The 25,637-nt window shown below is 64.7% G+C and carries 22 protein-coding genes and 1 pseudogene; 3 read left to right on the top strand and 20 right to left on the bottom strand.

Annotated elements, in window-relative coordinates; translation table 11 throughout:
- Positions 1–20 precede the first annotated feature (20 nt).
- The gene (locus E0E05_RS15460) at positions 21–1,061 is read left to right on the top strand and encodes a DMT family transporter (RefSeq protein ID WP_131617520.1); all 1,041 of its coding nucleotides are present in this window, start codon (positions 21–23) and stop codon (positions 1,059–1,061) included.
- Here the strand turns inward: E0E05_RS15460 and E0E05_RS15455 are convergent.
- The 7 genes from E0E05_RS15455 to E0E05_RS17915 all read right to left on the bottom strand — a co-directional run bounded on the left by E0E05_RS15455 (position 967) and on the right by E0E05_RS17915 (position 6,669).
- The gene (locus E0E05_RS15455; RefSeq protein ID WP_244597779.1) at positions 967–2,301 is read right to left on the bottom strand and encodes an APC family permease; all 1,335 of its coding nucleotides are present in this window, start codon (positions 2,299–2,301) and stop codon (positions 967–969) included. The two genes, E0E05_RS15460 and E0E05_RS15455, sit on opposite strands and share 95 nt — an antisense overlap.
- Positions 2,298–2,684, bottom strand: coding sequence for a DUF302 domain-containing protein (locus tag E0E05_RS15450; RefSeq protein ID WP_131617519.1), 387 nt, complete (start codon positions 2,682–2,684; stop codon positions 2,298–2,300). Before E0E05_RS15450 ends, E0E05_RS15455 begins: the two co-directional genes overlap by 4 nt.
- 77 nt (positions 2,685–2,761) lie before the next feature.
- A complete protein-coding gene (locus tag E0E05_RS15445) occupies positions 2,762–3,430 on the bottom strand; it encodes an EF-hand domain-containing protein (protein ID WP_192900417.1) in 669 nt (222 codons plus the stop codon).
- Positions 3,431–3,556: 126 nt separating this feature from the next.
- On the bottom strand, positions 3,557–4,957 hold the full coding sequence (locus E0E05_RS15440) for a multicopper oxidase family protein (protein ID WP_131617518.1): 1,401 nt from the start codon (positions 4,955–4,957) through the stop codon (positions 3,557–3,559).
- The gene (locus E0E05_RS15435; RefSeq protein WP_131617517.1) at positions 4,957–5,838 is read right to left on the bottom strand and encodes a copper resistance D family protein; all 882 of its coding nucleotides are present in this window, start codon (positions 5,836–5,838) and stop codon (positions 4,957–4,959) included. Before E0E05_RS15435 ends, E0E05_RS15440 begins: the two co-directional genes overlap by 1 nt.
- Positions 5,839–5,841: 3 nt before the next feature.
- On the bottom strand, positions 5,842–6,201 hold the full coding sequence (locus E0E05_RS15430; RefSeq protein ID WP_131617516.1) for a copper resistance CopC family protein: 360 nt from the start codon (positions 6,199–6,201) through the stop codon (positions 5,842–5,844).
- A 144-nt stretch (positions 6,202–6,345) separates the two neighbouring features.
- Positions 6,346–6,669, bottom strand: coding sequence for a hypothetical protein (locus tag E0E05_RS17915; protein WP_131617515.1), 324 nt, complete (start codon positions 6,667–6,669; stop codon positions 6,346–6,348).
- Positions 6,670–6,798: 129 nt separating this feature from the next.
- Here E0E05_RS17915 and E0E05_RS17735 point away from each other — a divergent pair.
- Positions 6,799–7,097, top strand: a pseudogene (locus E0E05_RS17735) (conjugal transfer protein TrbE); the annotation flags it as partial.
- A 54-nt stretch (positions 7,098–7,151) separates the two neighbouring features.
- Here E0E05_RS17735 and E0E05_RS15415 read toward each other — a convergent pair.
- The 10 genes from E0E05_RS15415 to E0E05_RS15370 all read right to left on the bottom strand — a co-directional run bounded on the left by E0E05_RS15415 (position 7,152) and on the right by E0E05_RS15370 (position 21,282).
- Positions 7,152–8,093 carry an ABC transporter permease gene (locus E0E05_RS15415; protein WP_131617514.1) on the bottom strand — a complete coding sequence of 314 codons (942 nt, stop codon included), beginning with the start codon at positions 8,091–8,093 and terminating at the stop codon, positions 7,152–7,154.
- Complete coding sequence (locus tag E0E05_RS15410) at positions 8,094–9,143, bottom strand: ABC transporter permease (protein ID WP_131617513.1); 1,050 nt, start codon at positions 9,141–9,143, stop codon at positions 8,094–8,096.
- Positions 9,133–10,692, bottom strand: a complete 1,560-nt coding sequence (locus tag E0E05_RS15405) for an ABC transporter ATP-binding protein (protein WP_131618078.1) — start codon at positions 10,690–10,692, stop codon at positions 9,133–9,135. The genes E0E05_RS15410 and E0E05_RS15405 overlap by 11 nt, the downstream gene beginning before the upstream one ends.
- An 8-nt stretch (positions 10,693–10,700) precedes the next feature.
- A complete protein-coding gene (locus tag E0E05_RS15400) occupies positions 10,701–11,714 on the bottom strand; it encodes a BMP family protein (protein WP_192900480.1) in 1,014 nt (337 codons plus the stop codon).
- A 342-nt stretch (positions 11,715–12,056) separates the two neighbouring features.
- Positions 12,057–13,358 (bottom strand): cytosine deaminase, encoded by a 1,302-nt coding sequence (locus tag E0E05_RS15395; protein ID WP_244597777.1) that lies wholly within the window; start codon positions 13,356–13,358, stop codon positions 12,057–12,059.
- 545 nt (positions 13,359–13,903) lie between these two features.
- Positions 13,904–14,539 (bottom strand): TetR/AcrR family transcriptional regulator, encoded by a 636-nt coding sequence (locus E0E05_RS15390; RefSeq protein WP_131617511.1) that lies wholly within the window; start codon positions 14,537–14,539, stop codon positions 13,904–13,906.
- A 422-nt stretch (positions 14,540–14,961) separates the two neighbouring features.
- Complete coding sequence (locus E0E05_RS15385; protein WP_131617510.1) at positions 14,962–18,378, bottom strand: indolepyruvate ferredoxin oxidoreductase family protein; 3,417 nt, start codon at positions 18,376–18,378, stop codon at positions 14,962–14,964.
- 15 nt (positions 18,379–18,393) lie between these two features.
- On the bottom strand, positions 18,394–19,350 hold the full coding sequence (locus E0E05_RS15380) for a proline dehydrogenase family protein (RefSeq protein ID WP_131617509.1): 957 nt from the start codon (positions 19,348–19,350) through the stop codon (positions 18,394–18,396).
- A gap of 91 nt (positions 19,351–19,441) precedes the next feature.
- The gene (locus E0E05_RS15375) at positions 19,442–20,473 is read right to left on the bottom strand and encodes a Glu/Leu/Phe/Val dehydrogenase family protein (RefSeq protein WP_131617508.1); all 1,032 of its coding nucleotides are present in this window, start codon (positions 20,471–20,473) and stop codon (positions 19,442–19,444) included.
- Positions 20,470–21,282, bottom strand: coding sequence for an alpha/beta fold hydrolase (locus E0E05_RS15370; RefSeq protein WP_131617507.1), 813 nt, complete (start codon positions 21,280–21,282; stop codon positions 20,470–20,472). Before E0E05_RS15370 ends, E0E05_RS15375 begins: the two co-directional genes overlap by 4 nt.
- A 145-nt stretch (positions 21,283–21,427) precedes the next feature.
- On the opposite strand from E0E05_RS15370, the gene E0E05_RS15365 reads away from it, so the two are divergent.
- The gene (locus E0E05_RS15365) at positions 21,428–21,910 is read left to right on the top strand and encodes an Lrp/AsnC family transcriptional regulator (RefSeq protein ID WP_131617506.1); all 483 of its coding nucleotides are present in this window, start codon (positions 21,428–21,430) and stop codon (positions 21,908–21,910) included.
- Positions 21,911–22,083: 173 nt separating this feature from the next.
- Here E0E05_RS15365 and E0E05_RS15360 read toward each other — a convergent pair whose 3' ends face one another.
- The 3 genes from E0E05_RS15360 to E0E05_RS15350 are packed head-to-tail and all read right to left on the bottom strand — an operon-like array spanning position 22,084 to position 25,634.
- Positions 22,084–24,204 carry a glycoside hydrolase family 31 protein gene (locus E0E05_RS15360; RefSeq protein WP_192900482.1) on the bottom strand — a complete coding sequence of 707 codons (2,121 nt, stop codon included), beginning with the start codon at positions 24,202–24,204 and terminating at the stop codon, positions 22,084–22,086.
- Positions 24,201–24,515, bottom strand: coding sequence for a MocE family 2Fe-2S type ferredoxin (locus E0E05_RS15355; protein ID WP_131617504.1), 315 nt, complete (start codon positions 24,513–24,515; stop codon positions 24,201–24,203). Before E0E05_RS15355 ends, E0E05_RS15360 begins: the two co-directional genes overlap by 4 nt.
- 27 nt (positions 24,516–24,542) lie before the next feature.
- Positions 24,543–25,634 carry a fatty acid desaturase family protein gene (locus tag E0E05_RS15350; protein ID WP_244597775.1) on the bottom strand — a complete coding sequence of 364 codons (1,092 nt, stop codon included), beginning with the start codon at positions 25,632–25,634 and terminating at the stop codon, positions 24,543–24,545.
- Positions 25,635–25,637: the final 3 nt, after the last annotated feature.

Below are 25,637 nucleotides of genomic sequence, written 5' to 3'. Positions count from 1 at the left end.
CAGATCGGGGAAACCCAGAAATGCCACTGCCGCCCCGGCTTCTGGCCATCGCCGTCATGACGCTGTGGGCGACGTGCTATCCGCTGATCGCCATCGCGCTCGAGGATGCGCCGCACCTGACCTTCGCCGCCCTGCGCGCGGCGCTCGGCGGGGCGGCATTGATGGCGGTTGCCCTGGCAACCGGCGCCCGCTGGCCGACAACGAGGCACCAGTGGCGCTGGATCGTCATCGCGGGCATCGGCATGACGGGGATCGGCTATTTCGGCATGTTCCACGGCGCCGAGTTCGTCGCGCCCGGACTGGCGACCGTCATCTCCAACGCACAGCCGCTGATCGCCGGGCTGCTCGCGGCCCTGGTCCTGGGCGAACGTACCGGCCTGATCGGCTGGACCGGCCTTGCGACCGGCTTCGTCGGCATCGCCGTGATCGCCTTTCCGAGCTTCGTGACCGCCACCGGTGGCACCAGCCTGATCGGCCTGGGTTACGTGCTGCTGGCGACAACGGGCGTGGCTGTCGGAAACATCGCCATCAAGCAAATCGCCAATCATGTCGCACCGGTCATGGCGATGGGATCGCAACTGATCGTCGGCGCTGCCCTTCTCGCCGGGCTGGCGTTGTTCTTGGAGGACCCGTTCCGCATCGACTGGACCGGACGCTTCGTCGCAGCGCTGCTAGGTCTCGTCCTGCCGGGCACGGCGCTGGCCTTCTGGCTCTGGCAGATCGCGCTGACACGGCTTGCGGTCTCGCAGGCCGTCGCCTTCAGCTTCAACGTTCCCGTGATCGGTCTGACCGTCGGCTGGGCCTTCTTCGAGGAAACGGTGACAGTCATCACGATCGCCGGCGCCGCCTTGTCGGTCGCTGGCGTCTACCTCGCATCGGGGTCGCTGGCCGATGCCGAACCGAAAGGCTCGGACAAGCGGAGAGCCCCTTGCGGTGAGCGATTTCGGGTAGTGGCGGCGCGCCGCACTATCGTTCGTGGCCATGCTCCAGCGATGGACGGGATCTTGCCAGGTAAAGACGCTCGAAGACGAAGACCATTGCCATGGCGCCGGCGGCGATGACGACGATGACCGGATCGGACCGCCATTTCATTGCGGTGAAGGCGGCGAGCACCACCGCATCGAGCGCGATCGCGGTCAAGAGGATCCAGCCGCGCGCCCCGACCGCCTGGCGCAGATGGCGGAAGACGCCCCAATGGATGATCATGTCCATGACGAGATAGAAGAAGGCGCCCAGCGCGGCGATGCGGGACAGGTCGAAGAAGGCCGCCAGGATGCCGGCCATGACGACGGTATAGACGAGCATGTGATCGCGGATCACGCCGGGCATGCCGAAATGGCTGTGCGGGATCAGCCGCATTTCGGTGAGCATGGCGAGCATGCGCGAAACGGCGAAGATCGATGCGAGAAGGCCCGATGCGGTGGCGACCAGCGCCAGGGCGACGGTCAGATAGAACCCGGTACGCCCGAGCGCGGGTTCGGCAGCCTCGGCCAGCGCATAGTCTTTGGCCGCAATCAGCGCATCCAGCGGCAGGGTCGCCCCCACGGCGAGCGCGACCAGAAGATAGACGACGACGCAGATCAGGATCGACCAGACGATGGCACGCCCGACATTGCGGTGCGGCTCGGTGATCTCGCCGCCCGAATTGGTGATCGTCGTAAAGCCCTTGAAGGCGAGGATCGACAGCGCCACCGAGGCGACGAAACCGGTCGCGGAAAACCCGCTTTCGCCCTCTGCTGCAGCGAAGGACAGGCCGCTCGCCCACAGCGCCGCAACGCCGAACAGTGCGATGCCGCCCACCTTGAGAACCGCCATGACAAGCGAGACGAGGCTGACCGAGCGGTTGCCCGCCACATTGACGAGCCAGGCCGCAACGATCAGCCCGACGGCGATGGCCGGCACGGCAATACCTTCGGGCGTGACCCCGATGCCGCGCAGCGCATAGTTGGCAAATGTGCGCGCCACCAGGCTCTCATTGATGACCATGGACAGCGCCATCAGAAGCGCCGCGCCGGCCGCCACCGTCGTCGGGCCATAGGCCTTTTGCAGGATCATCGCGATGCCGCCCGATGACGGAAAGGCATTGGAGACCGTGACGTAGGAATAGGCGCTGAAGACGGTGACGACGGCGCCGAGCAGGAAGGACATGGCAAACCACGGACCCGCCAGCTCCGCAATCTGCCCGGTGAGCGCCAGGATCCCGGCGCCAATCATCACGCCGGTGCCCATTGCGACGGCGCCGGGCAGGCTGATCGAACCGGCCCGACCGGCTTCACCTGCGGGATCGGTCGGATGCGTCAAAGCGCGGCGACGACTTCGGAGAGTTCGGCGCGTACCTGGCCGGCGACTTCCCCGAGTTGCTCATTGTCGATCGCCTGCATCGAGGCGACCGGATCAACGGCACTGACCTCGACGCCTTCATCGGTCTGGCGCAGGATGACGTTGCAGGGCAGCATGGCGCCGACGCGCGGCTCGATGCCGATCGCCTCCCACGCCATCGCCGGGTTGCAGGCGCCCAGGATCCGGTAGGGCGCCATGTCCTTGTCGATCTTCTTCTTCATCGTCGCCTGGACGTCGATCTCGGTGAGGACGCCAAAGCCGTGTTCGGCCAGAACCGCGCGGACCCTCGCGTCGACCGCGTCGAAATCGCCGCCCTCGATGGTGCGTGTGATGGTGTAGCTCATGGGACACTCCTTTCAGAACAAGGTTTGGGCCGCGGCGCGTCACCGGCCACGGCCCACGGGACTAGCGTTTCGGGCGCTCAATTGTCGTCCATCATCGTCCCGCCATCCATCATGGAATCGCTGTCATTCATCATGGTTCCGGGTCGGACGGGTTGGACCGGAGCCGGAATCTGCGCCTGCATCGCCTCGCGCATCTTCTGCATGCGCGCGAAGCGATCGGCGGGCGCGGTCATCTCCTCGCCCGTCACCCGTCCGTCGCCATCCTCGTCGAGCGCCTGAAAGCGGTCGACCATGGTCGGGCGGATCATCGCCGCGTGCAGCGCCTCGAACTCCGAAAGCGACAGCGTGCCGTCGCCGTCCGCGTCATATTCGCCCAGTTGCGCAGTTAGGCCAGCGCGCAGTTCGTCGGCGGTCAGCGTTCCGTCCTGATCGGCGTCGAACTCGTCCATAATGGCGCCCATCGACCCCATCGCCCCCATGCCACCCATCATCGCGGAGCCACCCATGCCGCCGCCCATCATCTGGCCGTGCATGCGCATCATCATCGGCATCATCGCGCCGATGGCTCCCATCATGCCGGGACTCATCATGCCTTGTCCCATTTGTCCCTGGCCCATCATGCCGGGGCCCATATTCTGGCCGCCCCACTGACCGCCCGGGCCGGGGCCGTGCGCCAGTGCCGGCGAGGCGACCGCCGTGCCAAGCGCAACGGCCAGTGCGCATGTCATCATCGTCATCCGTTTCATGGGTCTTCCTTACAGTGTTTGCGTTGTCTTTGTCGGGCCGGCAAGGACCGGCCGCCATCCATCAAGACGCAAGGGCGAACGGCGCCTTACAGTGGGTGCGCACGCGTTTCGTTGCGGCGCGCATTCTCAGGCCACCTCGAACCATGTGTTCATGCCGGCGGCGGCGTGTTCGAGCATGTGGCAGTGATAGAGCCACTTTCCCGGATTGTCGGCGACGAAGGCGATCCTGACGGTCTGCTGCGCGCCGATCAGGAAGGTGTCGCGCCATGGCCGGCCATCGTCGAGATCGGTGCCCGAGCGTTCGATCACCCGGAAATGGTGTCCGTGCACATGCATGGCGTGGGCGAACGCGGTGTCGTTGACCGTCTCGATGACGACCGTTTCGCCGCGCGGAATGTTGGCGAGCGGCTCCCGGGGCAGGTTGGCAACGCCGTTGAAGGCCCAGACCTGGCCCGTGCGGCGAAAGTCGCCGCGTCGCAGCACCTTGCCATTGTAGGTCACGCGGCCCATCCGGCCCATCGCCCCGCCAGTCATCTCGACGCCAATGGTGCGGGCGCCGGACAGATCGGGTTCGGGCAGGTCGGGCGCGGGCAGCCTCGGCACGGGCGCGCGCGCCGACGCCTCGCCTTCGACCGTGAATCGCGCAAAGGCGAACGGCGCGTTGCCCGACAGTTCCTCAAGGGCGAAATCGCCGCCCGGCTCGGGCACCACCAGCAGATCGACGCGCTGCGCCGGGCCCAGCAGCAACGGCGCGTAGTCCGGCGCGACCGGTTCGGGCAGCGCCTGGCCGTCATGGGCCAGAACCTTGGCGCCGAACCGGTTCGGGTCGATCTCCAGAACGCGCGCATTGGCGGCATTGATCAGCCGCAGTCGATGTGCCTGCCCGGCGCGCAGCGTCAGTTGCGGCTCGGCCTCGCCATTGACGGTCAGCCAGTTGCCGAGCCGGCCGGCATGGCTCCAGTCCATCATGGCGCCGAGGCTGGCGACATCGAACGCGCCGTCGCGGTCCAGCCGCCAGTCGTCGATCACCAGCGTCAGATCGCGCGCGGGATCGAAGACCGGCCCGTTCGCCTCGTCGACGATCAGCGGGCCGTACAGCCCGCGCGCCACCTGGTTCCAACTCCTGTTGTGGGCGTGGTACCAGTAGGTGCCCGCGTCCGGTGCGACAAAGTCGTAGTCGAAGCTCCCGCCGGGCATCACCGGGTCCTGGGTCAGCCCCGCCACGCCGTCCATCCTATTGTCGATGCGCACGCCGTGCCAGTGGACCGAGGTCGGTTCATCGAGATTGTTGGTGAACCGCACGCGTACCCGTTCGCCGCGCGTGACGCGGATTTGCGGGCCCGGCGCGCGGCCATTGTAGGTCCAAAGGTCCGACAGCGGCCCGTCCGCGCCGTAAAGGCGCTGCCCGGACGGGGCGGCGATAAGGTCGATCATGCCGTCGCCGCGAGCGAAGGCCTGAAGGGGAAGCGTGGCGGCCAGCGCGCCCGCGCCGGCGGATGTAAGAAGATTGCGTCTTGTGATGGTCATCAGGAGGCCTCGGGGACGGTGAAGGAGGTTGTCAGGAACGCGGTCGTGGCGAAGACCAAAAAGAAGGCGGCCGCCTCGTAGCGCAGTGATCGGCGAAAGCGCGGACCGGCCTGGACCGCGTTGGCCGAAAGCGCGGGCACGAAGCGCCACTTGTTGAGCGCAGCGATGGCCAGGACGATGACCACGATTGCGATCTTCATTGTCAATACCCGCCCGTAGGCGGTGGTCCACAGCGGTTCGATACCGTCGAGCAGCACATAGGCGAACGCCGCGCCCGCCAGGATCAGCATGGGCACGATGATGCTGGCCTGCTTACCGAACCGGTCGGCGATTTCGGCGGCGCGGGTCGTGCCACCCTCTAACAGGGCCAGCCGGTAGAGCGGGGCGAGTGCGCCGAACCAGTAGGCGACCGCGAGAACGTGGAACGTGATCAGTCCGCCCAACAGCCATTGCGGATCGCGCGTGGCGTGCCCGGTGAGCGCGAACGAGCCGGCGACCATGATGGCGCCGAACAGGGTGGCGGGCGCGCGCACCGGCCGGAACGATGCGGCCAATAGAATGAGTGCCAGGCCGACGAGCCGGGTGTAGCTCGATTCCCCGAGCGGCCCCTGAAGGCTGATCACAATGATCGCGGGGTCGACCATCCCGGCCCAATCGTCCATCAGCCGGCCGGCCTGCACCATGACGCGGAACGCTGTGGCGGCGATGGCGACAAGCGTCGCCCCGATCGCCAACGGCCGCAGCGCGTCGGCGACTTCATAGCCGGCTTTCGGCAATCCCAGCCGAAACAGCAGCGTGCCCACGGCCAGAAAGGACGACAGATAGATGACGAGCTTGGTCACCGCGGCGACCAGGCTCCAGATATTCGCGATATCGCTCAAGGCTCACTCTCCCGACACGGTGAAGGAGAACGAACCGGTCATGACGTGGCCGTCCGTGCCGAGCGCGCGATAGCTGAACCGATAGGCGCCCGCGCCCATGAAATCCGGCTCGAGGACGAGCGTCTCGACCGGCGCACGGGTCGGCAGGTCGAGTTTGGCCGTATGGTTTGCGCCGCCGGCTCTGTGGGCCATCTGCACGTTCAACACGCGGCTGGGTTCGGCAAATCGCAGTTCGATCGTTTCGGGCGCTGAGTCGAGCGTCGCGCCATCAGCGGGGGTCGTCATGCGTGTTTCGCCATGAGCCCGGGCGGCTCCGGTCAAAAGACCGGCGATCAGGCCGGCCATCATCACTTGCTTCATCATGTCTCTTCCAGGTTCATTGTAGCGCGTACCGACGCCAGCAACGCACGGCGTCCGGATCAGCCATGCGGCATTGCGCGACGGCGTCACGCCTATTGCTTCTGAGGGGTTGCCTGGGACGCGGACAGAACCGCGCCGCACGCAGGCTCACGCAGTTTGGAAGAGAAGACGCGGGGGCGGCGGTTCGACCGCTTCGGTGCTGCCGACTGGGAAGGCTCGGGGCTGGGGCTGCTGTGCGCAGCGTGTCGAGACAAACGTTGCGGCGTTGGCGGATGACAACACCAGGATGCTGGCTCCGCAGTGCAACTGGCCCAGCTTGGAGGCAGCGTCACAATCGGGCGGTGTGGTGCTGCCCGCGTGTTCATGATCACCAAGCTTGCCCAGAACGGGGGCCCCGTGACAGTCCGAAGCGTCCGTCTTGAGCGCATCGGCATGGGCGAACAGACCGCCAGCCATGATCAGCATCGCCACGGCTAGTGCCGTCAGGAAGAAGCTGGCCGCTCGACCATGGTGCATGGGATATTGCATGGAATCGGCGGCTTCTCCATTGGCGGCGCGAGAGGCAAAGCAGCCAATTGTGGCGACATTCGGCCGCGGCGGCAGTGCCGCGACTTCACGGCCGTGCCCGAAAAGATCAACGCCGTCGGTGCGTGGCTCGGATCGCTGCCCGGACATGTCTACGCCAATGTCCGGCAGCCGCCGATCTCCAGGCTCATTCTCGCCCACATGATCCCCCTCAGTGCCGTGTGGGCGGGGCCGGAACGGCACGAGCACCTTGCAGCGCCCTACTGCTGTTCGGCAAGACCGAGCGTTCGACCCCGTTCCGGTTTTCCTTTCATGTCGGCGATGTCGGGCACACGCTCGTCGTCGGTCCAACCGGCGCGGGCAAGTCACATCTGAGCTGCTACCGCTGTTTGGACCACCCGGCTGAAGATTTTTCGGGGGTTGAGCCGCTACCGCTCCCCCTTCTGGTACGGCACCATCAACGCTGCCGGATAGCTCGCGCGGCGTGACACAAGAACGAGCGCGACGATAGACAGCACGTAGGGCATCATAAGGAACAACTGATAGGGTATGGTGCCGCCCGTCAATTGTTGCAGCCGGATCTGATAGGCGTCGAAGGCGGCGAACAGTATCGCGCCGATCAGTGCCTTACCCGGCCGCCACGAACCGAAAACGACGAGCGCAATGCAAATCCAACCCCGCCCATTGACCATCTCGAAGAAGAAGGAATCGAAGGCCGACATCGTCAAGAAGGCGCCGCCGATGGCCATCAAGGCGCTACCGATTATTACCGCGCCCATGCGCATGGCCGTCACGCTGATGCCCTGCGCCTCAACGGCCGCCGGGTTCTCGCCGACGGCGCGCAGCGCAAGCCCAAGCGGTGTCCGATAAAGAACCCAGGCAACAAGCGCGACGAGGACGAACGCCAAATAGGTTAGCGGCGTCTGGTTGAACAGCGCTGGTCCGGCGATCGGAATATGGGACAGTAGGGGAATCGCGAATGGCTGGAAGGCCTCGATCTTCGGAGGTGTTGCCGCTCCCGGCAGAAGAACGCGATAGGCAAAATAGGTAAGACTGGTCGCCAGGAGCGTTGTACCGATGCCAACAACATGCTGCGACAGGCCGAGCGGCACGGTCAGCGTGCCGTGGACCAGCCCGAAGAACGCTCCGGCAGCAGCTGCCATGGCGACGCCGGTCCACAAATCGGCCCCTGCGTAAACAGCGAACCACCCGGCGAATGCGCCGGCCACCATGATGCCCTCGATGCCAAGATTGAGAACACCGGCACGCTGACAAATCAGTTCGCCCATCGTCGCGAATATGAGCGGCGAGGCAATGCGGATGGCAGCGACCCAGAAGGAAGCCGTAAACAGGATGTCCAACGCATCCATCTAGCGCCACCTGATACGGTAGCGGCTCAACATGATCGCCGTCACCATTGTAAGAAGCGCGGTCGCGACGATGACATCGGCGATGTAGCTCGGGACGTCGGCCGACCGGCTCATCGCATCGGCGCCGACAAAGATGCCGGCCACGAAGATCGCTGCGGCAACCACGCCGAGCGGATTGAGCAGCGCCAGCATGGCCACCGCAATCCCGGTGTAACCAAACCCTGGAGACAGGTCGAGTGTCAGGTTGCCATTGAGCCCCGCCACCTCCGAAAACCCCGCCAAGGCCGCCAGACCGCCGGACAACAGGGCTGTCTTGGCGAGAACGCGGTTGATGGGAATGCCAGCAAAGCGGGCGGCCTGCGGGCTGTGGCCAACGGCACGCATCTCGTAGCCGAGCGAAGTGTGGGTCATCACCACCCAGACCAGGACCGAGGCCACAAGCGCAATGAAAAAGCCGAAGTGCAAGCGCATGCCCTCGACGAGGCGTGGCAGTTGCGCCTCGGCGATGATGCGCTGGCTTTGTGGCCATCCCAACCCCATCGGGTCCTTGAGGATTCCTTCCAGCAGCATGGAAACAAACAGCAGGACGATGAAATTGAGAAGCAGGGTCGTCACGACCTCGTCCACGCCGAATCGCATCTTCAACAGCGCCGGACCAAGAAGCAGCAGGGCGCCCACAGCCACGGCCGACGCCACGATCAGCGGAATCAGCAAGACCGATGGCATTTGCACAGCACCGGTTCCCAACGCCACCGTAACAACGGCGCCTGCATAGAGCTGCGCCTCGGCGCCGATGTTCCAGAGCTTGGCGCGGAAGGCGACTGCGACGGCCAAGCCGGTGAAGATGAGTGGTGTGGCACGGGTCAACGTTTCCAGCACCGCGAACTGCGATCCCGCTGCTCCAACGGCCACGAGAGCAAAGACGTTGAAGGGCGATGCGCCGGCGACCAGCACGAGCAGCGACGCCAGCACAAGCGTAGCTGCGATTGCACCGATCGGGTAGGCGATCGTCCCTGTGAGCGACGGGGCGGGTTTCGGTTCAAGCCGCATGACCAGCCTCTAACGTCGGAATGCCGTGACCGGCCATCAGTTCGCCCAGTTCGCCCACCGAGCGCTGACCCCGTGCCGAGGGTTCGGAAAGCCGCCCCTGCGAAATGACCACGATCTGGTCGGCAAGCATGAGGACTTCGTCGAGGTCTTCGGAGATCAGCAATATTGCAGCACCCCACGCGCGGGCGTCCAGAAGACGGTCGTGGACATAGGAAATGGCACCGACATCGAGACCCTGTGTGGGTTGACTGGCGAGGATAATGCGTGGCTCGGAATCGAGCGCGCGACCAAGGATCAGCTTCTGCATATTGCCGCCTGACAAGAGGCGGACGCGGGTTTCAGGTGACGGACACTTGACCCCATAGTTTCCGATGATCGCTTGGGCGAATTCGCGGGCGCGTCTCCAGTCAAGAAAGCCGCGGCGGCTGAATCGCGGCGTGTGGTAGCGCTCGGAGATCAAATTCTCGGTTACGCTCATGTCGCCGATCGTCCCGACGGAATGACGATCTTCAGGGATACGGCCAACTCCGTGCATGATCGCCGTGCGGGGCGACCAGTCGCCAACTGCCTCGCCCTTGAGCATGATGCAGCCCGAGGTCGGCTTCTGAATCCCGGCAACAAGCGCCTCAATGGCTGTCTGTCCGTTGCCGGAGACGCCCGCCAGCCCCGTGATCTGGCCTTCGCGTAGTACGAGCGAAGCGGCGTGAAGGGCACACCCTCCGGGCCCGGGCGCAGTGGAGACCTTTTCCAGAGATAGCAACGTGGAGCCGGGGTTGCTCGCTGCCACGGAGGGGGAAACCAACTCGCGTCCCACCATGAGTTCAGCCAGCTCGGCGCGTGTAGTGTCGGCCGTCCGGAGTCTCCCGGCGATTCGACCATCTCGTAGAACGATTACCCGATCGCTTGCCGTCAGCACTTCGTTCAGCTTGTGAGAGATGAAGATGACGGAGAGACCTTCGCTGACGAGCATCTTAAGCGTTCCGAAGAGCGCCTCGGTTTCAAGCGGGGTTAGCACCGCAGTCGGCTCGTCGAGAATGAGAATTCGAGCATCACGATAGAGCGCTTTGAGAATCTCGGCGCGCTGTCGCTCTCCGACCGACAACGAGGCCACCTTGCGGTCCGGGTCGACCGCGAGACCGAAGTCCCGTGACAGCTTGGCGATGCGCCGACGCGCCGCGGCTCGTCTCTGTGCGGGTCGAGCGAGGCTTTCCGTGCCTAGCGTGATGTTCTCGAACACAGACATGTCGTTGGCCAGCGTGAAGTGCTGATGGACCATGCCAATGCCGGCATTGAGCGCTGCCCGGGGCTCGCCGGCCGTCAGTCGCCGGCCGAAGACCTCGACGGTTCCCTCGTCGGCCACATAGTGTCCAAAGAGGATATTCATGAGCGTCGTCTTGCCGGCGCCGTTTTCGCCCAGGAGCGCGACGACTTCGCCACGCCTCAACTCGAACGAGATCGCGTCATTGGCGACCAGCGACCCAAACCGTTTGGTTATGGCCGAGAGGCGAAGAACGATTTCGCTTGTCTTGTCGTCATGGGCGACCGGCATCGACCCCATTAATTGGACCTTGGCACTTCGTCGTTTATCGGCACGACGAATTCTCCTGCCTTGATCGCCTCGATCCGCGCGCGAACCAACTCCATGACCTCACCGGGCACTTTGTCCTCGAAGGTGCCGAGCGGGGCAAGCGAACAACCACCATGCTTCATGAAGGAGTAGACCCCATAGTCTTCGGCCTTGAACGTGCCGGCCTTAACCTCCTTGATCGCCTTGTCCAGCGTCGGCTCGAAGTGCCAGATCGCCGACGCAACCACAGTTTCCGGGTAATCATCCTGCGTATCGATTACGTTGCCGATCGCCAGCACGCCACGCTCCCGTGCCGCATCGGACACGCCAAACCTTTCAGCATACATCATATCGGCACCGGCATCGATCTGCGCGAAGGCGGCCTCTTTTGCCTTGGGCGGATCGTACCATGACCCGATAAAGGCGACCTGGAACCGAGAATCGTCGCCTGACCATTCGCGAGCTCCCTGCATAAAGGCGTGCATCAACCGGTTGACTTCAGGGATCGGATAGCCGCCAACCAAGCCGAAGTTCCTGCTCTTCGACATCGCGCCCGCGATCAATCCGGTAAGGTAGGATGCGTCCTGAATATAATTGTCGAAGACAGCGAAGTTGGGGACGCTTGGGTCTTCCTTGAAGCTAGATCCCATCAGAAACGCCACGTCGGAATAGCTTCGAGCGACGTCTCGTGCATTCTCCTCCTTGCCGAAGGACTCTCCTACGATCAAGTCATGTCCGGCTTCAGCGTATTCCCTCAAAACGCGCTCATAGTCAGAGTTGTTGACGTTTTCGGTGAATACGTAATCGATGTCGCCGCGGTCTTGGGCTGCATTGGCGGCCTTGTGCTGACGGCTCACCCATTGCTGCTCGACGGGCGCGGAATAAACGGCCGCCACTTTGATCCTGGCCTGAGAACGAGCCCGTCTAGGCAGCATTGCCAATGCCCCTGCAACTCCCGCGGCCTGCAGAAGGGAACGGCGCTCCAATTTGATTGTTTCTCTCATCATGTGCTCGTCCTCGTTGGGTCGATGTGCAATGTCAAAGAAGTCGGGGCATGCACCCTGAACTGTCGTGCAGCCGGTATCGGACGGGTTTCATGGCCTATTGGAAGGACGACGGCCCCTGTAAACCTTGAGCTTGTGGTCACGACCCCGCCGGCCTGCGGAAAAAAAATGGAGTCCTCAACGCCATCGAGGACATGATCGCGCGTTGTGCACGGTATGGTCGGGATCGGCTCCGCGTACTGCGCAGGCAAGTTCACGGTACGTCGTGCTTCCCGCTGTCCCAAGCCTGAGCCTGCCCGGCTTCGTGTCATTCCACGCTCCCAACCGATGGGTCGAGGTGACCTAGTGGCCATGACCGCATCCGGCCCGCTGCACCGATAGCCCTCCCGATCGCTTGACGCCTTCGCGCGTGAAGTCGATCTCAATCGTCCTATCCCCGAGCATCACGGAAGCGCGCTGTTCGTTTTGACGGGCGATCACCTTTCCCCGGCGGATAACGGCGAGCCGGGTCGCACGTATCCTTATGGCCTCCATGGGGTCGGCAGCCTGTAGTACGACCATGTCGGCGTTCATATTGTTCGCAATGCCGTAGCCCTCGACCTGGAGCGCACGTGCGCCGCCATAGGTAATGCTGTCGAAGACCCTTGCCTTCTTCTTCTCGGACATCAGTCGACCGTAGACGATGGCCATGTGTGCTACGTCCAACATGTCGCATTTGCCGAACGGAAACCACGGATCCATCACGCTATCTTGACCGAAGGCCACGTTCACACCCGCATCATAAAGTTCGTTGACGCGTGTCATGACGCCCCAGCACGTGGCCGCCGTCATGGGCTGCACGCAGACGTTCATTTCCGCTTGTGCGATCTGCGCGATCAGCTTGTCGGCGTAGTAGTCGGCAAAGTTCTTCATCGACACGCAATGAGAGGCACTCACGCGGGCGCCCATACCCAACCTGATTGCCTGATGGGCGACAGCCTCGATCTGGCGTGAGTTTGGATCTGGCGTTTGGTCGACATGCATGTCGACCATCAAGTTCCGTTCGTTGGCGAGCTCGCAAAGCTGCTTAACCGACTCGAAACCGATCTCTGCGGTGAGTTCGTAATCCGGAATACCGCCGACGACATCAAGCCCCATATCAAGGGCACGCGTCATAAGTGACCTGGCGTTTGGATCACGAAGATAGCCGTCCTGCGGGAATGCGACGAGCTGAAGATCGATCAGGTCGCGGAGTTCGTCGCGCAATTCGACCAGCGCCTGCACCTGCCTTAGTTGCAGATCGCAAATGTCGGTCTGGCAACGAATATGAAGCAATCCGTTCGCCACGGCCCATGCCAGCGCCTGTCGCATTCTCTCCTTGTAGGACGCAACGGTCGCCTCGGCCTTCAGCTCCAGCCATGCATTGATGCCCTCGTAGAGAAGGCCGGTCTCGCAGACGTAGGGGTCGCCATGCAGCAAGGCTGCGTCGAGATGCCAGTGGGCGTCGACGAAGGGCGGCACCACAAGCCGACCACTCGCGTCGATAATCTCGCCTGCCTCTGCGTCGATATTGGGTTCAACGGCGACAATCATGCCATTGCTGCACGCAATGTCGATCCCAGTCGATCCATCTTGAAGAGTGGCATTCTTGACGATCAGATCCACCGGAATTCCTCCTCTCAGCACTCCTGACGAGGAGGCTGACCTTTTAATCAGTAATATCTGATCATCTGGTCACCAAAATGTCAATCGGTCAAGTGATGATCGTCAAGGCCGGTCTTCCGGCTCTATCATCGACGACGAGATGCAGCCCGCAATTGATCGGCGCGCCGCCCCGCCAATCGCGAAGCACGCAATGTCGCAACGAGATGTGTCGCGCTCGAAAAGTGCCGACCGATGGATCGTCCGATCGCACAATGACCGGCTGAGCCGACATGACGATTTCGTCTCAGGCCGAGGCACCGGACGATGCTCAACGAAGTCTGCACACCACCCGACGACGTAGCCGAACTCAGTAACTGAGTGGCGGCGCTTTTTCATGAGGCCGGCATTGCCGTTCAAAGTGTTGGCTACATTCGTGCCGCGCCCAGAGCGTGTTCAATGATGAGGCATCAACCGTTAACCAGCGAAGGAGCCGTGCTGGCGAACGTGGTCTCGGTCGCGCCAACGCAAGGGTAGCACATCTGATGATGAGAAGTGATCGTCGTGGCCTACGCCGCGCTGGTGATGCCCAGCCCCTTGAGAAGAACCCGAGAAATGACCGCGTTCGCGGTTTGAAAATCGTCTTCGTCCAACGCGTCCTTGTTGAGGACGACAGTGATCTGCGCCTCACACTCGGCATAGGTCTGAGTCAACGCCCAAAGCATGAAGAATAGATGAGCGGGGTCGATGGGGTCCATCTTGTCATCGGCGATCCAAGACTTGACAACATGCCCCTTCTGCTCGACCAAGCGTCTGACCTTCTCGTGCAAGAAGGTTTGGACGTGCGGTGCGCCGGAGATAACCTCCATAGCCCAAACCCGCGTCAAGTCCGGTTCGCGTCGCGAGTAGTCGATTTTCCAGCGAATGTAGCGGCTGAGGGCCTGCATCGGTCCGGACGCCACATCTATCTCGCTCATGGCGGCCGCCCAGTCGCTCAACACCTGGTCGAGGACGCTCGTGTAGAGACCTTCCTTGGTCTCGAAGTAGTAGTGAATGGTAGCCTTGGCGACGCCCGCCTTCTCGGCAATCTCGCCTGTAGTAGCGCCCTCAAACCCACGTCTGGCGAATACGGCTGCTGCTGTGTGAAGTATGTGCGCCATGCTTTTCTTGCGGGAGGCAACGTGCAGATTGATATGGTTCTTCAATTCAATCGAACTCCGTATTCTGGTGCTCGCTACGGGAACTTGTCTGCCGACTGAGCCCGACCTGAGACAGCGCAAATTCTGACCATCTGATCAGCGCTGCCACTCAGGACATCTGATTGTCAACCTCCGTCTGCCGCCGCACGGGGTGAATGCTTTGTGCGGCCGGCGTTGATGGTCTGTCCATGTCCGTCGGACGGATATCACGACCAGGCCGGCTCGATCGCAAGGAATGCGCAACGCGAGACTCTTCGGCAAAGCGACCCATCGCGAGCCGCCTTTTGGATAGTAAAATCGGCCGTAGCCTTCTCTTGTCAGATCTCGGTTCAGCTGCAGTTTGCAAGCGATATCCGGCCTTTGGTTTACTGCGGCAATCAGGAGAGGTTCCAGAGCGGCGGGATGCCAGCGGATCATTCAGCTGACACCTACCGCGGACAGCCTACATGCCCCATCGCCCGGTCGATCTCGGCACGCACCTTGTCGGCGGCTTCTTCGCGCACCGGCCCGTAGCCCCTGATGTCCTGGGCGGACGCGGCGATGCGAAGCTTCTGGTCGGCGGGCATGTCCTTGCCGGGCAGTTCGCGCAGGACCGTTTCGAACCAATCGACAAGATCGCGATCCAGCCGGCGGTCGGCCTGATGGCGGAACGGGTCGAGGGGTGTTCCGCGCAAATGGCGCATGCGGGCGAGCACGGCGAACACACGGCCCATCCAGGGGCCGAAGCTGCGCTTGAGCGGCCGCCCCCTGTGATCGACCGCGTGAGCGAGGATCGGCGGCGCGAGGTGATAGGTCGGGCGGACCTCTCCCTCGAACATGGTCGCGAGCCTGGCCTTGAATGCGGGGTCGGCGTGCAGGCGCGCGACCTCGTATTCGTCCTTGTAGGCCATCAGCCGATAGAGCGAGCGCGCCGCCGTCTCGGCGATCGCCTCGTCCGCGATCGCGGTGCGAAACCGGTCGATCGTCGCGCGGAACCGTCTTGCCGGCGCCTTCCCGCCCCAGGCGCGCAGATCGGCTTCGCGGGCCGTCAGCAGGTCGTCGAGCGTTCGGGGAGCCCGGTCTGCATCGTCCGGTTTTCCACCAAGCGCATTGGGGTCATGGGCCATGACCCGGCCGAGCGCGAATGCGCGGCGATTGTTCTCGACCGCCACCCCGTTGAGTTCGATGGCCCGATCGAGCGCGTCGAGCGACACCGGCACCATTCCGCGTTGCCAGGCAAAGCCGAGCATCACGACGTTGGCATAGACCGGATCGCCCATCAGGCGTTCCGAGGCGGCGTTCGCGTCGACCGTGGCGAGGTTGCGCGAACCGACGGCCTGGGCGATGGCGGCCGCCCGATCGTCGACGCGCAGATCGGCGTCGCGGTCCAGCACGAGATCGCCGGTCGGCATTTCCGACACGCTGAGCGCCACCTTCGTTCCCTGGTGATAGTGGGCGGAGGCCTGCGGCGCCGAGGCGACGACCGCATCGCACGCGATCACCGCGTCCGCCGATCCCCTTTCGATCCGGACCTGATGCAGGTCCGCGCCTGACCGGGCGAGCCGGACGTGGCCGAGGACCGTGCCGAACTTCTGGGCGAACCCGGTGAAGTCGAGAACGCTCGCGGCCAGCCCCTCCAGGTGCGCGGCCATGGAGACGAGCGCGCCGACCGTTACCACGCCGGTGCCGCCGACTCCCGCCACCAGCAGGTTCCAGGGGCGGTCGAGGTCGACCGGATCGGGCAGCGGCAGACCGGCGGCAAGCGCGGCCGCGTCGTGATCGGATTGCCGCTTGCGCAATGTCGCGCCTTCGATGGTCACGAAGGACGGGCAGAAGCCCTGAAGGCACGAATAGTCCTTGTTGCACGAGGCCTGGTTGATCCGGCGCTTGCGGCCATATTCGGTTTCGACCGGTTCGACGCTCAGGCAGTTCGATTCCACCGAGCAGTCGCCGCAGCCCTCGCAGACCGCCTCGTTGATGACGACGGTGCGGCTGGGCGTGGGCGCCTCGCCGCGTTTGCGGCGGCGGCGCGCCTCGGTGGCGCAGACCTGGTCGTAGACGATCACCGTCACGCCGGACATGTCGCGGAGTTCGCGCTGAACGGCATCGAGTTCGGTGCGGTGATGAAAGGTGGTGCCGCCGGGGAACGCGGCGCGGTCGATGCGCGCCAGGTCTTCGGTGACAAGGGCGATCCGCGAGACGCCCTCGGCCCGGCAGCTGCGCGCGATGGCGGCCGGGCTGGCCGGACCGTCGACGGGCTGGCCGCCGGTCATGGCGACGGCGTCGTTGTAGAGGATCTTGAAGGTGATGTTGGCCTTTGCCGCCACGGCCTGCCGAATGGCCAGCGACCCCGAATGGTACCAGGTTCCCTCGCCGATGTTCTGAAACAGATGCCGACCGCCGTTGAACATCGACGTGGCGATCCACGGAACGCCTTCGCCGCCCATCTGCGCGAAGCCGGCCGTGCGCCGGTTCATCCATGACGCCATGACGTGACAGCCAATGCCCGAGGCGGCCTGCGAGCCTTCGGGCACCTTGGTCGACGTGTTGTGCGGACAGCCCGAGCAGAAATAGGGCGTGCGGGTCGCGCCCTTCACGTCGAGCAGGCGCGGCGGTTGCGCGGTCAGGGCTTGCGCCCGCGCGGGCAGGTCGAGATCGGGCACGAAGGGAGCCAGCCGGGCGGCGAGGATCGGGGCGAGAGACAGCGGCGACAGTTCGCCCGTCCAGGGAACGAGCGGCGCCATCGTCTCGTCATGCTTGCCCACCATGCGCTCGGGCGTGGCGCCGGGCAGATCGTAGAAGGCCTCCTTGAGCTGGCTTTCGATGATGCCGCGCTTTTCCTCGATCACCAGCACCTCGCGCTTGCCCTGCACGAAGCGCAGCGCGTCGCGCCGTGCCAGCGGCCAGACCATGCCCACCTTGTAAAGGTCGATCCCGCGCGCGCGGCACACCGCTTCGCTCACGCCAAGCAGGCGTAGCGCTTCCATCGTGTCGCCGAACGCCTTGCCCGTGGTGACGATGCCGAACGGCGCGTCCGCAAGGCCGTAAAGGGCACGGTCGATCGGGTTCGCCTCGGCAAAGACCTGCACGGCGCGCAGCTTGTGGGCGATCCGTGTCTCGATCTCGGTCGAGGGAAGGTCCGCAAGGCGGATGTGCAGACCTCCGGGCGGGGCCTCGAACGCCGGCGTGGTGAACACGCGATCGGGTGTCAATTCCACCGAGGCGCCGGACTCCACCGTTTCCGATATCGCCTTGAAACCGGACCAGACGCCGGCGAAGCGGCTGAGCGCGTAGCCCCATTGACCGAAGGCCGGGTACTCGGCCACCGAAGCCGGGTTCAGCGTCGGCATGAACCAGGACATGAAGGCCACGTCCGACTGGTGCGGCATGGACGAGGATACGCATCCATGATCGTCTCCGGCGACGACCAGCACGCCGCCCTTCGGGTGCGAGCCATAGGCATTGCCATGTCGGAGCGCGTCGCCGGACCGGTCGACGCCCGGCCCCTTGCCGTACCAGAGGCCGAACACGCCCTCGACGGTGCTGTGCGGATCGAGCGCGGCCTGCTGCGCGCCCAGAAGGGCCGTGGCTCCAAGGTCCTCGTTGATGGCGGGCAGGAACCGGATGTTCGCATCGTCCAGCCTGTTCTTCTGCGACCACAGCTCCCTGTCCAGACCGCCCAGGGGCGAGCCGCGATAGCCCGAGACGAACCCGGCCGTGTTCAGGCCGGCGGCGCGGTCGCGGCGCGCCTGATCGAGCACGATCCGCACGAGCGCCTGGGTGCCTGTCAGGAAGACCCGGCCGTCGGTCCGGTCATAGCGGTCATCAAGGGCGTATTGCAGAAGGTGCTGGTGACCGTTTGCCATCGGCTCCTCCATTGATCAGGTGACGAGCGAGCGGGCGAGCAGGACCGCGTTTCGCGGGTTCTCGCCAATTCGGCGCACCGCGTGGGGCCACCAGTCGCGGCCGAAGGGCACATAGAGCCGGACCCGTTCGCCTCTCGCCGCAAGGTCGCGGGCGACGTCCTCGCGCACGCCCAGCAGCATCTCGAACTCGTAGGTCCCCGGCTCCCAGCCATTGTGCCGCGCGGCGGCGATGGCGTGCTCGTGCAGGGCCGTGTCGTGGGTGGCGATGATGGGATAGAAGCCACGTTCGCGCGCTTCTGACGACAGCATCAGGTCGATCAGACGCCGGGAATTGGCCTTGATCTCGCGCTGCGTCTGGAACGCCAGGTCTGGCCCGGCGGCGAAGGCGCCCTTGACCAACCGGATCCGGCTGCCGCGCTCGACCTGGCGAACCATGTCGTCCCATGTCCTTCGCCGGTAGGCCTGAAGCGTCAGCGCCACCGGCAGGCCGGCATCCTGAAGCGTGTCGTGAAGGGCGATCGTCACATCCGTGACGCTCGCATCCTCCATGTCGAGCATCAGGCAGTGCACGCCCTGCCGGTTGCCGGCAAGCGCGCCGATGCGCCCGGCGATGGTGCGTGCGTGCCCTTCGACCTCGTCCGGCGTGACGACCTGCCCGATCTGGGTCGGATCGACGGAGACATGGATGTCCAGATCGGCAGCCGCCAACGCTTCGGCGGCGGTGAGCTTGTGCCCGACGGTCTCGGCGACCAGCGCGGGATCGTCGACATATTCGCCCATGAAGAACAGGGACGAGCGGATACCGTGGCCCTTGATCAGGGCGACGGCGCGGGCGCTTCCAGCCGAGATGTCCGCGCCGGCAACATATTTGTCGCGCAGGAAGGATGTGGCGCGCGCCGACTGCATGAAACGCTTCGCTGTTGCGGAGCGGGCAAGGCCGATCATCGCGGCCTGCCAGGTTCGACGGATCATGGCGACAATTCCTCCATCCAGCACGAACGATCCGGCCGACGGGCAGGGCGGTTTGCCGCCGCCATCGACGCAACGGGCCCGGCGCGCGCGATCATGATGCGAGCCGTTCCGCCGCGAGCCGCCCGGCGGCGGCCGCGATTGAGATATCGAGGCTTCGGGCGGTGGCGACGATCTCGTCGAGACGGTCGGCAAGGCCCGCCGCCCGGCTGTGCGCCCAGGCCTCGTCATGGCCCTCGATCTGCATGGCGACCGCGATCAGGCCGCCGGCATTGGCAAGATAGTCGGGCACGTAGAATATACCCTTGGCGTGGAGCGCGTCACCCAGATCGGCGGTCGCAAGCTGGTTGTTGGCCGAGCCGGCGATCACGCTGGCCCTGATCGCTCCGACGGTGTCCGGCCCGATGACGCCGCCCAGGGCGCACGGGGCGAAGACCTCGATGTCGAGTCCGATCAGGCTCGCCGGATCGACGATCTCGACGCCCATGCCGGCGGCCTCCTCGTTGGCGGCCCGGTCGACGTCGCCTCCGAGCACGCGCGCGCCATCGTCAAGCAGCAGCCGCGCCAGACGCAGGCCGACCTTGCCCAGCCCCTGGACGCCGACGGTCGTTCCGCCGAGATCGTCGCGCCCGAGCCGGTGCCGCACGGCGCGTTTGAGGGTCGCGAAGACACCGTCAGCGGTGAGCGCGTCGGGGCGGATCAGCCCGGTGCCGACCATCCAGGGTGTCGCGGTCCGCATCGCCTCGACGTCCGACGCGGACAGGCCGACATCGACGCCCGTGCGAAACCGGCCGCCGAAGCTGTTGACGAAACCGGCCACCGCATCGAGCACGCACGGTCGGGCGGCGGGTTTGGGCACGCCGAGCACGACGGCCTTGGCCCCTCCGAACGGAAGGCCCGTGACGGCGCACTTGCTGCTCATGCCGCGTGACAGCCGCAGCACGTCCCCGAGCGCCTCTTCGGTGGTTTCATAGTCCCGCATCCGGCATCCGCCGACGCTTGGATGCGTGCCCGTCGGATCGACCCGATGCAGGGCCACGATCGCCCTGGCGCCCGTGCGGGCATCGTGCAGAAAGCAGACCGCGGCGTGGGCGTCGAAATCGGGATGCTCGGATGGCGCGATCAAGAGCCGTTTCCTCCTTCGGCCGCGAACGCCCGCAGATCCTGGTTGAACCGGTCGGGGAATTCCCAGAACATCATGTGGCTGGGATAGACCGACAGTTTGCCGGCGGGGGCGTTTTCGGACAGCCACGCCGATGCCGCGTCCTTGTGGCCTTCACTGACGACGTTCCAGTAGGGGCGCGCCCTCGCTATGGCGCGAGCCTCCTCGCGCCAGTCGGCGAGCGCGCCGTCGGCGAACAGCGCCCAGGCGACATGGGGCTCGGTCGACTGGCTTGAGGCGAGAATGCGGTCCATCTCTTCGGCCGTCGTTTCGCGGGAGATCATCGTCGGCGCATAGCCGGACATGAACTCGGCATGCCCGCCGCGCAGCATGCCCAGATAGGCCGACAGTTCCGCCGCGCTGCCTTCGCCCCAACCCATCTCGGCATCGCGCATCGGCTTGGGCGACTCGTCGAGAATGGCAAGGCCGCCGATCCGGTCATGGCCGTGCGCGCGCAGATAGGCGTAGGCGGCGTTCGAGCCGTAGGACCAGGCCACGACGATCACGTCATCCAGCTCCAGCGTCTCGATCAGGGCTGCGAGATCGTCACCGTGCTGGGCGTAGGTGTTGCCCATCAGCGTGGCGGGCGATCGCCCGGTCCCGCGCGGATCGTAGGTGATGACGCGATGGCTGTCCGACAAGCCGGCCTGCTGGGCTCCGAACACGTCGTGCCCGAAGGTCCAGCCCGGCACGAACAGGAGCGGACGCCCCTCGCCGGCGTCGCGGACGAACAGTGTCGTGTTTCCTGCAACGGCAATGCTGTGCGTCTTCATCTGAAATCTCCTCCCTCTCTTCAGGCTCTTTCCCTCGGAGCAGCTTGACACGGCCGCCGCGGCAGATCATGCCTTTCGCACCCTGAAACGGCGCCATGTCGGCAGACTGTCCCTGAAACTGCCTGAATCGAGGTAAAATCTTGCCATGACCAAACTGGAAGAACCGGACCGCCGCATCCTTATCGAACTGCAGAGGGACGGGCGTCTGAGCAATGCCGAGCTTTCCCAGCGGGTCGGGATGTCGTCTTCGCCGTGCTGGCGCCGGGTCAAAAGGCTGGAGGAAGACGCGGTCATCGTGGGCTATCGGGCATCCCTGAGCCCGTCGGCTCTGGGGCTGGGCCTGATCGCCTTCGTGTCGGTCAAGATCGGTGCCCATTCGGACGACGAGGCCGAGGCGTTCGGTCGCGCCGTCCAGAATGTGCCGGAAATCGTCGCCTGCTACTCGATCACCGGGGCAGCCGACTTCCTTCTGCAGATCGTGACGGCGGATCTGGAAAGCTATGCAATGCTCTCGGCCAAGGTTCTGCGACGGCTGCCCGGGATCAAGGAAATGAACAGCAGCCTGATGCTCACTGAGGTCAAGGCGTTCAAGGGGTTCCCGATCCAGGCGGGAGGGGTCCGATCGTAGCGATGATCGTGTTGGAGCCGGTCGCGTTATCTTGCGCTCCGCCGGAAGTACGCGCCATCGCCGGCGGCGACGGCCGCGATCCCGATCGGCGAACACATCGTCAAGAGCCTGCCCCCGGATCTGCTCTGAAGCCCGGTCATCATAGGTCGCAGACCGGTCAGGGAGTGATCGGACTATTGCGACTGCTTGAGCATCGGAAAAGCCTCGCCGAACCGGGCCGCTGCTGCCTTGCGCACGAAGACCGGACACTGGCCCCACGGACATGGCACCGTGACGCTTGAACCGCCCGCATGTTCCGCACCGCTCCAGGCGTGCAACCATGTTTCGCCGGCGGGCAGGGCCACGGTGATCTCGCTGACGTCGGGATGCAGCACCGGTGCGACCAGAATGTCAGGGCCGAGCATGTAGCGCGTTGCGTCGGCCATGGCGTCGGTTTGCCGCGGGAAATGGTAGAAGACCGGCGCCATCATCGGATCGCCGGTTCGCGCGAAGTGGGCGAAACAATCGGCGAGGTAGGGCCGCAGCGCCTCGCGCACGCGCAGCAATTGGGTCAGCACACCCTCGACCTCGGCGCCGTAGGACCAGATCTCGTTGGGCCCGCCAGTATTGGTGAAGATATTGAACGTGTCCTGGCCGTAGCTGACCCTCTCGCCCTTTTCGGGCGGCGGTACGCCTTCGGGTACGCGGAAGCCGTGCAGGCGACAGATCGGTGAGAAAACACCGAATTCGAACCAGCGTACGAGCAGTTCGCGAAACGCGTCCGAGCCGCCATGGCCGTCATAGAAGCCACCGATGTCGGTGGTCCACCAGCCCATGCCGGCCATGCCCGCATGCAGGCCCGCCGGGATCTGTGCGCGGAACCATTCCCAGTCCGACCACACGTCGCCTGACCACAGGATGACGCCGTGGCGCTGCGAACCGGCCCAGGCCGACCGGCACAGGAGGATGCCGTTGCGGCCCTCGGCGTCAAGCCCCTGGCGATAGCGCTGCGCGTGGGCCAGCGGATAGGCGCATAGCATCTCGGCGCCGTTGCCAAGCGCCGTGCGGACATTTTCGGGATGGGCGGGACGCATCTCCGGCTCGCACGCATCCAGCCAGAAATGCTCGATGCCATTGTCGAGATAGTTGCGCCGGACGAGGTCCCAGTGGAAGTCGCGGGCCTCCGGATTGAAGGCGTCGTAATAGGTGAAGAAACCCGGACCAAACGGATCCTTGTCCGGGAACGGAATGACCGCCGCCACGCCGCGCTCGGTGGTCAGAAAAAGCCCCCGTTCGGTCATCGTGCGGTAGTGATCGGAGGCTGCCGACACGGTCGGCCAGATTGAGACCATGGTTTCGACGCCCATCGCACGCAGTTCGTCCACCATGGCTTTCGGGTCGGGCCAGTCCGCCGGATCGAACCGCCATTCGCCCTGGCGGGTCCAGTGGAAGAAATCGATGACGATGCAGGCGAGGGGAAGGCCGCGCCGCCTGTACTCGCGCGCCACCTCGAGCAGTTCGCCCTGATTGCGATAGCGCAGCTTGCACTGCCAGAAACCGAGCGCCCAATCGGGAATGTCGGGCGAATGACCGGTTGCGTCGTGATAGGCGCGGACGATCTCGGCCGGGCCGTCGCCGGCGACCACCCAATAGTCGAGCCCCCCCGTTGCCTCCGCCGTCCAGCGGGTGATGTTGGTGGCGAATTCGGCACGGCCGACGGCGGGATTGTTCCAGAGGAAACCATATCCGAGCGACGAGACGACGAAGGGGATGACGGCGTGGGCGTTCTGCTGCAGCAGCGTCGTCGAGGTGCCCTTGAGGTCCATCCGGCCGTGCTGCGGCTGGCCGAGACCCCAAATATGCTCGTCATCGCGGGCCTTGAACGATGTCTCCAGCCTCCATGATCCCGAAGCCAGCGCCTTGAAGTTTCGCGTTTTCGGGCCGGCGAAATGGGAGCGCGTCTCGGCCAGAAGCTCCTCGCCCGTATCGGCGCGCACGAAGCGGATGACCACCTCCCGTTTCACATCGGCGCCGTAGCGCTCGACGATGGTCAGTTCGGCCCTGATGCGGCCATTGGTGATCTCGGCCGAGCGTGGGCTGACACTGATCGCGGCGGGCGCCTGTGCCGCGGGATCGAGCAGGGCGCTGACGTGGGGCTCGACAATCTCAAGGCCAGGCCGGGCGCGGACGCGGATCGCGTCCGCGCCCCACGGTTCAATCCGCAATGTCTCGCCGCCGAAGCGGCACAGGAGTGCTCCGCCGTCCTGCCGGAACGGCGCGTCGGCCTCGGCGGGGCGCGCCGACGGCGCACTCAAGCGGGCAACTCGACGATCACCCGTCCGCCTTCGACGCGGGCCGGGTAGGTGGCAAGATCGATACAGGCCGGCGCACCCTTGGCGGCGCCGGTGCGGATGTCGAAGCGGCCATTGTGGCGCGGACATTCGATGACATAGTCCATCACGAGTCCATCCTCGAGATGAACCTGTTCATGCGTGCACAGACCATCGGTGCAGAACACCTCCTCGCCGAACATGCGATAGATGGCATAGGTCTTGCCGCCATGGTCGAACCGGATCAGGTCTTCTTCCTCGATGTCGTCCAGCGCGCACGCGTCGATTGCGGGCATGGTCCTCTCCACTGTGTCGGTCGGTTTCTATTCGGCGGCGAGCGGCGGCGACTGCCGTGCCGGACCGGCGCCGTCGGGCAGTTGAGGGCGGATGAAATGGTGCGGATCGCGCAATTGCCGCAGCACGCAGGGAATGATCTCGCGCCAGGCGGCATAGAGCGAGGGCGAGGGCGGCGGGCAATCGTGCTTCACCGCTTCGTGCAGGCGCGGCAGCGCGTGATAGGGCACCATGGGGTACATGTGGTGCTCCATGTGGAAGTTCATGTTCCAATAGAGGAAACGCAGCACCGGGTTCATCAGGACGGTACGTGCGTTCAGACGATGATCCAGCACGTCTTCGGCCAGTCCGAGATGCTGCGGCAGACCGAGAACCAGCAGCAGCCATGTGCCGTAAAGACGCGGCAGGCCGATCAGCATCGCGGGCAGGATCGACCCAATCGCCAGACAGGCGACCAGCGTGGCCGCGTAGATCGCCATGTGCGCCCGGGCGATCCAGTACGCTTTCGGCCGTTCGCTCTCGGGCACGAAGTCGGCCTCGTCGGGGGACAGCCGGCCCATCGCATTGCGCGCCAGCGCGGCGAAGCTCTGCGGGGCGCTTACAAGACCGAGCAGGTTGAGCCCGATGACGATCAGCTGCGGCGGCCGCATGCCGCTGATCTCCGGGTCGCGGCCGACGATGATCGTGTCGGTATGGTGGCGCGTGTGCGACCACCGCCAGACCACCGGATTGCGCATCATCATGAAGCTGGCGATCTGGTAGACCGCATCATTCATCCAGACGGTCTTGAAGGCGGTGCGATGGCCGCATTCGTGCCAGCGCGAATCGGCGGCCGAGCCGTAAAGCACGCCATAGGCGATGAAGAAGGGTACGGCCCACCATGAGCCCCAAAGGACGATGCCGCCCGCGCCGGTAAGCGCCAGCAGGGCGAACCACAGGGCGGTGTCGCGCAGGGCCGGGCCGTCGCTGCGGCGCATCAGCGCCTTCATCGTCTTGCGATCGATCGGCGTGCGATACCATTCGGCGCCGGCCAGACCGTTTTCGATCGCCCGCTGCGCTTCGGGGCCGGTCAGGCTGTAGTCGCGTTCGGTGGGGAACTTGATCAGGTCGAGAATTGCCATTGT

The organism is Roseitalea porphyridii (genome assembly GCF_004331955.1).
Classification (GTDB): Bacteria; Pseudomonadota; Alphaproteobacteria; order Rhizobiales; family Rhizobiaceae; genus Roseitalea; species Roseitalea porphyridii.
Note: the sequence above shows the minus strand (reverse complement) of the source record. Positions and strands in the feature narration are given on the sequence as shown.